General features: G+C 51.7%; 9 protein-coding genes. All 9 read right to left on the reverse strand.

Going from position 1 to position 12,053, the window contains the following annotated elements:
- Positions 1 to 56: 56 nt before the first annotated feature.
- Complete coding sequence (locus tag BACPLE_RS12410; protein ID WP_007562461.1) at positions 57 to 917, reverse strand: DNA adenine methylase; 861 nt, start codon at positions 915 to 917, stop codon at positions 57 to 59.
- Entirely contained in the window at positions 914 to 1,552 is a 639-nt protein-coding gene (locus tag BACPLE_RS12415) for a thymidylate synthase (protein ID WP_007562465.1), read from the reverse strand. The genes BACPLE_RS12410 and BACPLE_RS12415 overlap by 4 nt, the downstream gene beginning before the upstream one ends.
- Positions 1,553 to 1,618: 66 nt before the next feature.
- Positions 1,619 to 1,861, reverse strand: a complete 243-nt coding sequence (locus BACPLE_RS12420) for a hypothetical protein (RefSeq protein WP_007562467.1) — start codon at positions 1,859 to 1,861, stop codon at positions 1,619 to 1,621.
- Positions 1,862 to 2,046: 185 nt separating this feature from the next.
- The gene (locus tag BACPLE_RS12425; RefSeq protein WP_007562469.1) at positions 2,047 to 2,532 is read right to left on the reverse strand and encodes a DUF4376 domain-containing protein; all 486 of its coding nucleotides are present in this window, start codon (positions 2,530 to 2,532) and stop codon (positions 2,047 to 2,049) included.
- Positions 2,529 to 3,830 carry a reverse transcriptase domain-containing protein gene (locus BACPLE_RS12430; RefSeq protein ID WP_007562471.1) on the reverse strand — a complete coding sequence of 434 codons (1,302 nt, stop codon included), beginning with the start codon at positions 3,828 to 3,830 and terminating at the stop codon, positions 2,529 to 2,531. The genes BACPLE_RS12425 and BACPLE_RS12430 overlap by 4 nt, the downstream gene beginning before the upstream one ends.
- Positions 3,831 to 4,205: 375 nt before the next feature.
- The gene (locus tag BACPLE_RS12435) at positions 4,206 to 4,439 is read right to left on the reverse strand and encodes a hypothetical protein (RefSeq protein ID WP_007562474.1); all 234 of its coding nucleotides are present in this window, start codon (positions 4,437 to 4,439) and stop codon (positions 4,206 to 4,208) included.
- 129 nt (positions 4,440 to 4,568) lie between these two features.
- Positions 4,569 to 11,120, reverse strand: coding sequence for a hypothetical protein (locus BACPLE_RS12440; RefSeq protein WP_007562476.1), 6,552 nt, complete (start codon positions 11,118 to 11,120; stop codon positions 4,569 to 4,571).
- A 25-nt stretch (positions 11,121 to 11,145) separates the two neighbouring features.
- The gene (locus BACPLE_RS12445; protein ID WP_007562482.1) at positions 11,146 to 11,334 is read right to left on the reverse strand and encodes a hypothetical protein; all 189 of its coding nucleotides are present in this window, start codon (positions 11,332 to 11,334) and stop codon (positions 11,146 to 11,148) included.
- Between the two features lie 2 nt (positions 11,335 to 11,336).
- A complete protein-coding gene (locus BACPLE_RS12450; RefSeq protein ID WP_007562484.1) occupies positions 11,337 to 12,050 on the reverse strand; it encodes a hypothetical protein in 714 nt (237 codons plus the stop codon).
- Positions 12,051 to 12,053: the final 3 nt, after the last annotated feature.

Raw genomic sequence — 12,053 nt, forward strand, 5'->3', positions numbered from 1 at the left:
AAAATAAGGCTCAAAAGTTTGGCCTTCTACTTGAAAAATTGTATCTTTGTTCAGTGCTAAGCAGCTGTTTTATGAACTAATTTTTCCTGTTTCTTATACAGCATCATGTCTGTATATTCGGCAGAATAATTCATGTGGGCATTGAATTCCTTTTTTGTACAACCCTCAAAAGGATTGCCAATGGTTTTGTTTGCTCCAATCCATTCACACAGTTCAAGTATGGAGGATTTATTGGATGTGAAATAAACGAAGGAATGCTTTTCGAGTATCTTTAAAACATCCAAATAATCAGACAAGCGCCAATACATATTGTACGTACCAACATCAGTGGAAAGATAAGGCGGATCAATTAAAAAGACGACTCCGGGAACATCCTTATATTGGTTGAATACTGCTTTGTAGTCGCATGATACAATTTCAAGCCCTTTTAAGTAGTCAGAAGACTCCGGATAACCGGTCTTGCGAATGTTGTTATAAAGGACTTCCTTGCGCATTTCGGCTACAGACAATTTATACTTCATGGAGAACATAAGTGAGGATGATAAGGTTATAAAATCCACGTACCCAACATTTAGTTCTTCTTCCTCGATACGTTTAAAAATGCGTTCTCTAAGTTCCCCTTTAATTGGTTTATGTTTGGGTATCGAATTACCCACCAGCTCCCTAATATCGGCAAGCAGTTTATTTGTCTGTGGGATATTTTTCAGTCTGAACCGGTAGTTGTCGAAGTCATTGTAGACAACAGTAGCATCGGGCTTGCTTCTTTTGGCTATATGCGAAAGAAGTCCGGAACCGCCAAACAAGTCCACAAACACGGTATCTTCAGGGAACTGTTCCAAAACTTTAATAAACTCTTTAGCAAACATTCTTTTTTGGCCTACAAATGGCAGTGGTGCAGATAAATTCATATTCTTCATACGTTCAAGTCAAATTTAATGTTTTCAACTCCGGATAACAGTTCCAGAGTCCGGTCAATGTTATTTTCATATATATGCACATTTCCAAGGTCAAGGGTTATGGACTTCAGGGGAAGCTCCACCTGCCTTGCCATCAGATAAAGATGATAAATATCAGCCGGAAGCCCAAGGTTCGCATCAGAACTACGCTGATATGCAGATAGCACCAATTCTCCCTCATCAATTTGGAACTGCACAAGACTCAGGCAGGGTGCCTGGTTGCTTTCCACCCCGGTTTCTCCAAGAAACAGGACATAATTCTTGCTGTTGCGCTTTTCCCGGTTAATCCTGGTTATGAGGGGGGGAAGCTTTTCAAAGTAAGTTGGATAGCTGTTTACAAGGGTATGGCCGCAATAATCCCACCAGGTAATCCCTGCCTCTTTGTATTTTTCCACATCCCGGACTCCTTGCATAAACAGTTTCAATTCCTCTTTCAGCTTTTTCCTGGCTATCCCGTGGCTTTCAAATATGTCAAGTAAATCAGCGGGGGTTAGCATGAGCCTTTCGTTTAATAGATACTTGATACGCCCTTTCCTATTGGTCTGGATTTTGCCCGTTTGGAGTATCTTGTCTAATGTCTGGTAATACTTATTCATGAGCTTTATTTTTGGTTGTACAAAGGTAGCTCTACCGGACAACACAAGGCATCCCCGGCACATCAATCACACTGCACCGAGCGTGCAGTGCTTTCCAAACCGTTTGATAACATCATACACCTTACGTTCGCTTACCGAATATTTATTTGCCAAAAACGCCACTGCATAAGTGGTCTTTTCACCTTGTTTTTTCATGACCTCATACTCCGTATATAAGTCTATGAATCGAAGGTCATCCTGCTTGCCGCCCAAACTTATAAGCATTTCAAGCGGTTCTCTGTTAAATTTAAGTGCTTCAAACAATGTCATATCCAATCATTTTTGTACTTTTGCAATGCCAATCATTTATTTAATGCGTAAAAACGCCACGAGAGTGCGGCAGAGGGCATTGCCCCCGGTCGCGCACTCTCGTGGCGTTTTGTGTTAATAAATGATTGGCGTCTATATTAACAGGCCGGGGGCTTTTTTTATCCCTCCCCCGAAGGGATTGTCAATCACTCAATCCGATATAATTCCAAATTGAACTTGTCCTTTTTTTCCCAGCCTTCAGCCAGAACTGTCTGAATGAATCCTACTGCTTTTGTATAGAAATCTTTCAGTTCTTCTAACTGAGTAAAAGTATGGTATTCCGGTTGTTCATCCGAACCAAACTTAAACGTCACTGGCAGGGTTTCTCCGCCCGTCTGAACGGCCAAATCGTATGCTGCCTTATAGTTGTACTGGTTCTCCACAGAAAGCCATACATGGGCACCATTATAGGCGAATCCGGATAGGATAGCCGCATCAGTCTGGCTGTTATACCAGGACATAACCAATGTGTGGATTTCCTCATCAGTAGGCTTATGCCCGAACTCCTCTTCCATGTAGGAGGCAGAGCCGTTCTCTTTTTCCTGCACATCCCATCGGATGCGCCATTTGTCTTTAACCGGGTTCGTGCATTCCATCAGCGAAACCCCGGAACTTCCTTCAACTCTTCTCATGTAAACACGTATTTGGTTCTACCTTTGCCGAATGTCTCTGTCTTGATGGTCGTTTCAAACGGGAAACCATCCGGCATTTCCTTTACTTGTGCGAGAATATTCTTCATTTCCTCGCTGTTGGTGAAGAACTTCTTTGCCTCGCCGTTCACTTCGATGGCCACAATACAGCGGTCTTCTCCCTGCTCGGTTTTGATACCGGTCTCAAAGTCCTTCACTACAATGGGTAAGTTTACCAGTTCCCGGATGCTTACCACCACTCCGGGGAATCGCTTTTTACCGTCTTCCGGCTTGTAAGCGACATTCAAGTCTTTAAAACTTCTCATTTCTTTGCCTGTTAATTTTTTAAACAACTTATTACAGTCGGCGTGCTTCGTCATGCCGTAGAAACTGGCAATCAGTTCCCGCCGTCTTTTTCTCGATTTTACCTCGTGCATTTTCCGGGCAAACTTCTGTTTGATGCGTTTCCGCAATCTTACATAGTCGGGACGGATAACATAGCCAAGGAAATCAATGCCTTCTTCCACAGGGAACACCCGTTCATTCGGCTTTATTTCCAAGTCTATTTTTCCCATTTGCCCGTGAACAGCATCACGAATCTTCCACAATTCCGCTTTCGTTTTACCGAGTACCAGTCCGTCATCGCAATAGCGATAGTAATAACGAACCCCGTACTTATCCTTCAGATAGTGGTCTAAAAATACAGACAGAAGCAGATTTCCTGCCCCTTGTGAACTGCGCAGTCCGAAACTGATACCTTCCGGCAGCAGCTTAACAAACCGCTCCAACAAGACCAACAGCCTTTTGTCCTTGAACACCCTCCGGAAGCACCACATAACAAAGTCCTGCCGCGCATTGTCATAAAACCTCCGGATGTCAAATTTGTATGCGTAAAGCGTGCCTTCCGGATTTTTTTGCAAATCGGTACGTATGCAGTTCATCAGGTCATGAGTACCGCGCCTTTTGATGCTTGCACCGGTTGTCCGGATATAACGTTTTTGCAGGTGGCGGTCCACCACATTCATGATGGCAAACACAGCGATGCGGTCTTTCATGGACAGGATCTGCAAAATACGTTTTTTACCGTATTCTTCAATTTCCCTCTCATGGTAGCCGCCCAGCCGGAATGAGCCGTCCGCAATGGAAGCCGTCAGTTCGGTGATAATCTTCTCCCTATGGGCAAGCAGGAATCGTCCCTGCCTTGACCTCTTACGATCGGTTCCGCGAAGTACCGAATCGAATGCCTCCGACATATTGGAGTATTCGATGATTTCCTCGATAATATATCCTTCCCTGCGCATAAGCTATTGGTTAATAAACATGGAAGATGAGGGCCTTCCTTTCCCCGGGTCTGACTTCTTCGAACTGATAACAGCCTACCAAACTCCACCCGACGCGTGATTTTTCAGCTTTCCACCTTTTCTGGTGCTGTTGCTGTGGCTTGCTCCCCTCGGCACCGCTTCGGGGACACGTCCCCGCTGCTGTACGCCGATTTGTTAGATTTCCAGACGCGAGCCGACATTCGCACCCGTACTCGAAGCATCGTTATTCGCATTCGCATTCGACACACCGCCATTCGCATTCGCATTGTTGTACCCGCGATAGACCACACGGACTATTGGGGAACTCTACCGCTTGCAAAGTTACTGATTTAACAGGCAAAACAGATAAACGAATTACACTATCATCCAAAATAAAACGGATATACTGCCACCCGCGACGGTGAGCCCCCAATCAATCCAGTCCCAAGGACTTCCCCGAAGAGTATCTTTCAGTTCCAGACAGGAAGCTGCAATGGCCGCAGCATAAAAGGCCGTCCAAGGAGTAAATCCCAATAGACCTACCATCAAACCACCGATAAGATGCTTGTAACGGTTACTCATTTTTAAAAATGCGATAATCTTTTTCATATACCTCAAAATTCTATTTTTTCGACCGGCTTCGCCGGCATTTGAATACCTTTTAAATGGAATTCGGAAACCATCCGAATCCCGTTCTTTCGTTTTAGTCGCTTCGCTCCACGCTTTGGCGCTTTGCGCTTACGCCACCTCGCGTATCGCCTTGTACGCTGCCACGCTTTGCGCCCGGACGATTTTGCCGCGGAAGGCCAGACGCGAGCCGACATACGCACCCGTACTCGAAGCATCGTTATTCGCATACGCATGCGACACACCGCCATTCGCATACGCATTGCTGCACCCGCGATAGACCACACGGACTGTAGCGGTGCTTATCCAGTACATGTCGGTATAGTAGGTGGAAGATGATCCGTTCAAATTACCTACCGGAACCATGTCCATATACTTGCCGTGCGCCACGCCTGTAATCCACTGACCGCTGTCCTTCTTGCCCTGTACCATACGGATACTGCCGTCAGGCATCCAGATGCGCCATTTGCCCTGGTTGCCGCTGTCATTCGGCAGATCCACGCCGTCCATCATGTCATACTTGTTGCCGTAGATGTCCTCGTAGCCCAGGCAGCAGATATTGTTCACCTGCACCACGGTCGCCTGTCCGTATTCGTCCCGGCTCTTATACCAGGCATACTGATGCACCAGGCCGTCAATCAGCGAATTCGTGATTTTGTTGTTGATGACATACGCTTCGTCATAGCCGATGGTGTCTGTCATTCCATGGTCGGCCGTTCCACCCGTTGTCCGGTTATTGTTATGCTGACCGGCACCGCATTGTTCCTGCATGTCCCTACGCCCGTACTTTGCATAGCTCAGGTTCGCGATGCGGCTGTGCATCAGGGCATCTATCTGCTGCATGCCACGCTGCTGGCTGTAATAGTGGAAGTCCGTCCAGGTCATGCTTGCCGTGGTCGAAGCTCCGGTGATGCAGGCACGCAGTTTGCTTCCCACTACTGAACTGCCCACTACGGCACACAGATGCTCCTCATTGGCCACCCAATCCGGTTCCATGTCCTCTATCTTGTCGCTGTTGCTCAGTACCACGCAGTCAAACTCAGCCGTGTTCAGAATGGAGAAATGCAGAGCGGTCGCACGTTCCGGAACGTCTGCTATCAGATACATGCCGGCTTCAAATTTCAAGCCGATGGTCGGCACCACAAGGCTCTTCAGGATATTTCCTGCATCATCCACAAATACGCTGCCTATAAGTCCCGTTCCTGGAACGCTCGGGAATCGAACACGTCTGTAGCCGGATACGTCCACCTTACATACCGAATAAGCCTTGTCAGTCGTATAGGATTCCATCAACGTAGGTTTTCCGCTCATAATCTTGCGTTCACCCAGCCAGCCGCCCTGCGTTTCCTTAATGGCATCCAGCGTCAGTACTGTCGCCTCCGGGACAGGGGGCATTTCGTCCTCCGGGTAGCTGCTGTAGCAGGCGTACTTCTTGTTGTTCAAATAATCGTTGATGCCTTTGCTCCAGTAAAACGGCTCATACATCATCCAGTCTCCCTCGCTGCCGTCCAGCTTCGCCACCGTACAGTCGTTCATGTCCTCCGCATCGGCATAGAAGTTCGAGCTTTCGTCATGCAGGGGGAAATAGGTCATTTCGCCGTCCGGGTTGTTCACCTCCACTTGCTGCCCGGCCATCTCCACCTTCCGGCTCGTAGGCATCCTGGTCACTTTGGCCAATACGCGGTGGCGCTTGGACAGGATAGCATTCACATGCCCGCTCATTTTGTACGCATTCCCGAACTTGTATCCCGTCTTGTTGTCCAGGTTTGAAATATTGGCATCGTCGGCCACGCTGTCGTCAAACTCGATCATCGTATAGGGCGGCTGCTTGATGGTCAGTTCTGGATAACGGGCGGCATACTTCTCCAGTTCCTCATCAGCCAGATACTTCGTCAGGGTCAGCTTGCCCCTCAGTCCCGAATGCCGGTCATCCACAGCACCCGTCTGCGTATACGTTCCGTAGTCGTAATACTTCTTCAGCAGGGTTCCGTCGTCTTCCCGGTCTATCTCCAGCACGAAGCGCTCCAGCTTGCCGCTGCCGTTCAGTCTGGCCTGGTGCAGGCGTTCCAGCATAGCGAACCCGTCGATGCCGGGGCAGTTGGTGTAGCGGTAGCCCCGCACATTATTGATGCCTTCCAGTATCAGGCCGCTGTCGGACAGCTTGGTCAGATATTCCAGGAACAGTTCCTCAATCGTGTCCGGCAGGCATAACTGCACAACGGGCGCACCGGTGGCCAGTTTCACACGGGTCAGCCCCGTACCCCTCACGTCCAGTTTCTTCAGGCGGCCCTGCCAGCTCAAGTCCAAAGTAGCCACATTGCCGTTGTCCCCGTTCCGGGCCAGCCGGTTGTTCCGCAAGTTCACTTCTTCCAGAAGCAGCATGCCGTTCGTCGAAGCCATGAACGAGCCATTCCGGTAACCGCTGGCTTTCTCCACGCTCATGTCGAGTTTTACCAGTGAGGTCAGCAGACCGAAGTTGAAGCCGATTGCGAACGCATCCTCATGCCAAACCAGCTCCTTGATTTTGGCTGCACCGATAATCTTCAGCGGGTCGTTCTCACCGAAGGCACGGGTCAGCTGCAACGAGTGGAGCACGTCCGCATCCACCACGCCGCTGTCGGCCTGCACGCCATTGCTGGTGGAAAGCTGCACACGGTACGGAATGGTCAGACGGTACTGCATCGGTTTCAGCGTGTAGGCCTTGTCCAGCGAGGACGTGGACTGGTAGAACTGGGCGCCAAGCGTGGATACATAGCCGTATTCCACCTGTTTTAAATCGTAGCGACGTTGGATGAAGTAGTTCCGGTGTGCTTTTAACGAACCCTTCAGACCGTAGATTTGCGGATACGTCTGTTTGGCACCGTCAGCACCTACCGGCATTTCGTTCAGGAACGGGTAGATGTATTTGAAGATACCGGACTTGTTATAGAGGCGTGAGCACCACTTCTTCATCTGTTCGGTATCGAAATGGTCAATGGCTTTCTGGATACTGAAGGCACTCATGAAGCTTGCGCCCCCGTTCCATCCGCTCACCATAATCTCCACAATCATGTCCCAGCAATTGGCCACGATGAGGTTCCACAGCCACGAGTTATGACCCTGCATCACATAAGCCCCGTCGCGCTTCGTCTGGCGGTTGTCGTCATACTTCCCGGTCAGGAACGACTTGTTGTCAGAACCCAACTGGCAGTCGCCGTCATAATAGTCAATCGACCATTTCACACCGTCCCATGTGCGGATAAGCATGTTCTTCGCAAGCTGGTCCACGCCAAGGTTGAACTGCACGTACAGATAGTAGGCAATCAGGTGGGGAAGGTCGAAATACTTCCCGGCCTCTTTCCTGAACGTATCGCTCTGCCACTTGGCGGTAGGGAACTTGTCGCCGTCGTCCTCATAGTCCACCCCCTCGAACGAATGGGATTCCGTACTGTAAACCATATTCTTGCCCGCAGTCGTTTCCTTCACACACCGGTAGACAAAGCTCATCATGCGGTCGGTGGCTTTGTACATACGGTCGTACTTGTCATCCGTACCCAGGTGGTCTTTCAGGTTCGGTTCTTCCTCCGCGTCACCGCCTCCGTCCGTCCAGAAGGTATCTTTCGGATGATTAAATTCCAGTCCTCCGTCAAAGTTATAGTCCATGAAATCCTTATGCTCCGGTTCGGTACTCGGCAACCAGTGGAACAGGCACAGCGGATTCGAGTTATTCAGCGTTTCAAAGCAGACAGGCAGGTACTGCTTGTGTCCTTCCTCGTCGGCTTCCAGGTAGTTCAGCGTGTCGCCCTCGCCCCATTTCTCGCCGCCGATGGTCTCATCCTGCCCGAAGATGGGGTAGCTGTCGCTCTTCTCGTTGTTCATGTTGTACTGGCCGTAATAGGTCAGGTCTTCGTCGACACTCTTCGCTACGAACAGGTCGCACGGCAGGCCGTCGATGGCCGAACGGTAATCATCATCCAGCCCATGGTCTTTGGCGTAACGCTGGGCAGGAGTAAGCAGCCCCATTTCTTTCAGCCCGTCATTGATAAGCTTCGCACCTCCGGTATTGGTGGTCATGGACGAGTCCGAGAAGTCGCATTTGGAACATGCCAGCTTCGCGCCTACGGAGTTCCTGCGTAACTTGAAGAGATTTTTTTTGCCGGTAGTTACCACCGGATTCTTCTGCCTGCCGTTTCCGTCAATCTCCCCGTAGCTCAATGTAACCGTCCAGCCGCTTGCCGTCTTCTGGAAGTAGAAACGGAAGTTCTTTCTGGCATAGTTCACGGAAGAAGTACCCTGAATACGGACATATACGTTGGTAAGGATAAAGTCAAGCGTCCTGTCCTCTCCGTTATAGAAACGGACCTCCCTTACCAGTTTGTTGGCCTTCTTGTCGTTCAGCTGGGCCAGTGCATCCACCACGTTCAGCGTGTCGCTCTCGCTCGGAGTTTCACTTCCCACACTGCCCGTGCCTATCAGTACCAGGATCGAGTTCCGGCGCTTCTTCATCAGCCCCATCAGCTTCTCCATGCTCACCGTGTCTCCTTCGTTCAGCACGCGGTTGTCCTCATCCAGCGAGCGCACGCCCGGTTCCCCGTCGGCATCCTCCAGGTGGTTGCGGTCCACGATGTAGTTGTTCAGCACCTCGTCCGAGGTCAGCGCCTTGTTATAGATGCGCACGCTCTTCACGTTCAGGTCGGCACCCGCCGACTTGAACTCCAGCTGGCTTTGGATATTGAAGTTCACCTTGTCCAGCCACTTCGAGGCAGCCGATTCCTCACCGTTCACATAGAAACCGATGAGCGTCCGCTGTTCGTTCGTCTGCACATTGGGATAGAATACGTAGGTAATGCGGATGTTCGTGCCAGGCTGGAACTTCGTACCCACCGAGTCCTCATAGCGCAGCACCTGTCCGGCATCCATCGCCTCGGTCACCACACCGGTCAGGAACTTGGCCTCTTCCGGAGTCACAATCAGCCCGTACCGATTCCCGTTGTCCAGCTGTCCCAGACAGGTGATCAGCTCCGCATTCGTGTCCGTCACGTTGGCCGTGCTGTATTCTATCTCCAGCGTCATGCCCACATCGCGTATGGCAAACCCTTCGGGCTTCTCCGCCTCGTTGAAGGGACGGTAACCGCCGTCAGTCGTCAAGGTCATGCCTGCACCGCCGGACAGCAGCAGGCGGTCCTTGTGCCAGCCGCTACCGGCACCGTATTCGTTCACGCTCCACAGCACGTCCCGGAACTCCATGCGCTTGTCACCGCTCACCCAGCTTGCCGGGTTGTTTTCCGTATTGCTTCGCCCGAAAGCATCGAACGTGCACACGGCATCCGGGGCCAGGGTGGCTTCTATGTCGGGGTGCGATGTGGTGTTTACCTTCACCTCAAGCACGGCATCGCCGCACGACACACGGTAGTCCAGCGGTTCCACGTTCACGTTCGTCCGTCCGTAGCTGCCGGTCTCACCGCGTTGGAGCAGGTCTTCCTTCACAATGCTGTCCCCATTCATCACCTTCACACGTGCCGTGTACGCATCACGCTCGTAGCCGGCATACGTGAAGTCCCAGGCAGTGAACTGCTCGGCCTCCAGCTCCGGATGTTTCCAGTCGCGCTGGAATCCGGAAGCCCGGTGGCTGAACATCATGCCGACATAGGCCGTCACACCTGCTCCGGCCTTCAGCAGGGTCAGGTAATGAACCTCGCTTGTCACACCGGAGTTCTCGTGCAGGGCATAGGCTTCCACCACGTTCGTTCCGTCCTGCATCTGTGACAGGGGAACGGTCACGTTCTTCTGCTGCACACCGCTTCCGGCCGAAAGGCCGAGGGTAAAGGCCTGTCCGCCGTTGATGCGGTAGTAGATGTTCTTCTCTCCGCTCGTACCCTTGGCTGTGAATGGAATGTTCACATCATTTTTATATCCCCCGTCGGCCAGTCCGTTACCCACCGAATAAGTGGTACTTAATTCCATAGCCACCATGGTCACCTTGGCCGTGGCCGTCTTCATCAGCGTGCCGCCCTGGTAGGTTGCCTGCGCTTCCACCTGCACGGTATAGGCGGTGGCATCCTGAAGGTAGGGCGAAGCGTCAAAGGTATAGCTCTGTCCAGCTGTAACACCCACAAACTCCGCATCCCGAAACTCACTGATGACGGTCGAACCGCGTTTCACAATTACGCGGGCTTTCAGGTCGCTGTAGCCGTCCACCGTACCGCCACCGGCAGTACCCACACCCACGGAGTATTTCACCACAAAGCCGCTGCCCAGTGCCAGATACTGCGAGGCGGGAAGTCCCGCACCGCCGCTGTCCGTCAGGTCGATGTTCACCACCACCTTGTCGTCATCCGTGTACTTGGAAAAGCGCACTTCCTTCGAGCTCTCGCCGCCCTGGTTGTCCTTCTGCTTGACGGTCATCACGTACTGGGTGCCGTCCTCGCTGTCCTGCACATCCACGTCCGTCACCGTACCCACCATCGCATCGAACACCGTTCCGGATGTAGGAGGTTTCGTCTCGCCGCTCACCAGTTCCTCGGTAGGGGTACGGTTTGACAGTTCCTTCTTCAGGAACGCTTCGATGTCATCGCCTGCATAGGCATGATAGGTGCCGTCCGGCTGTTTCTGATTCCATGGTGTTTCAAGATTCATCGGATGTTCAGTCGCGTTGATGATTCCGCTTATTTTCCTTTTTGCCATAATACTGTCCTTTTATAATAATCATTCATTTATCAGTTTTACTGCTACCGTTCCATGCGTCCGATCCGTTCCACGGCTCGTCGCCTTTCCAGTATCCAAGTCCGAAACAGCTGCTTATCGCAGACCATACCAGTCTTGCCCCGGCATAGACAGCCGACAGGGCACGTTTCCCCACATACGCAGCCGTTATTTCCTTACCGCCTATGGTTATCATCGTCAATCCTCCTCATAAATCAGATACAGCGTATTCGCATCCTTGTCCTGCAGTGCCTCGTAAGCTTCCCCGCTCATCACCTCATGCCGGTAGGCCAGCAGTCTCAGGCTGCCTCCCGTTCCGGTATATACGGCATCGCCCAACAGGTAGAGCTTGTCCGGCAGGATGGCTGTCCGGTCAGCATTCATGAACATGCCGGCAGGAGGCACACCCGCCACGTCCCAGTCCCCGTACAGGGTGGAATCCATGTGGTAGGCGAACTTCCCGGCATCCGCCACATACACCACGCTGCCGCCCGGTTTGGTACTCTTGTCAGGTAAAACATTGCCTGTTTCCATCCATGAGGAAAAGCGTGCGGTAGCTCCGCCGACGGCTGCTGCCGTAGTCTGTTCCACCTTGGCAGCGGCATTTTCTGCCTTGGCTGCCGCTTCGTTGGCCTTGGTGGCCGCTTCTGTCGCGGCCTGGGTCTTTTCCTCCAGTCCGGCTACGGCTCCTTCCGCTTTCTTGGCGGCAGCCTCGGCACGGGCGGCGGCATCGTTCGCAGGCTTGCCTATCAGTTCCAGGGGGACGTTCACCATCTTGCCGTCCTTCTCACCGGGCAGTGATTTCACACCGCTCAGCGAGGTGACGGTCTCCAAGTCCTCCACGCCGGTAGAAGATTGGAGTACACGGTCCAGCACTTCCTGGACCAGTTCTTCTTGTGTCATTTCTGCCATAAG

Source organism: Phocaeicola plebeius DSM 17135 (assembly GCF_000187895.1).
GTDB lineage: Bacteria > Bacteroidota > Bacteroidia > Bacteroidales > Bacteroidaceae > Phocaeicola > Phocaeicola plebeius.

Bases quoted from the DNA above. Each gene is read 5' to 3' on its own strand.
- BACPLE_RS12410 (WP_007562461.1), bottom strand. From the start codon at position 917: ATGAAGAATATGAATTTATCTGCACCACTGCCATTTGTAGGCCAAAAA.
- BACPLE_RS12415 (WP_007562465.1), bottom strand. From the start codon at position 1,552: ATGAATAAGTATTACCAGACATTAGACAAGATACTCCAAACGGGCAAA.
- BACPLE_RS12420 (WP_007562467.1), bottom strand. From the start codon at position 1,861: ATGACATTGTTTGAAGCACTTAAATTTAACAGAGAACCGCTTGAAATG.
- BACPLE_RS12425 (WP_007562469.1), bottom strand. From the start codon at position 2,532: ATGAGAAGAGTTGAAGGAAGTTCCGGGGTTTCGCTGATGGAATGCACG.
- BACPLE_RS12430 (WP_007562471.1), bottom strand. From the start codon at position 3,830: ATGCGCAGGGAAGGATATATTATCGAGGAAATCATCGAATACTCCAAT.
- BACPLE_RS12435 (WP_007562474.1), bottom strand. From the start codon at position 4,439: ATGAAAAAGATTATCGCATTTTTAAAAATGAGTAACCGTTACAAGCAT.
- BACPLE_RS12440 (WP_007562476.1), bottom strand. From the start codon at position 11,120: ATGGCAAAAAGGAAAATAAGCGGAATCATCAACGCGACTGAACATCCG.
- BACPLE_RS12445 (WP_007562482.1), bottom strand. From the start codon at position 11,334: ATGATAACCATAGGCGGTAAGGAAATAACGGCTGCGTATGTGGGGAAA.
- BACPLE_RS12450 (WP_007562484.1), bottom strand. From the start codon at position 12,050: ATGGCAGAAATGACACAAGAAGAACTGGTCCAGGAAGTGCTGGACCGT.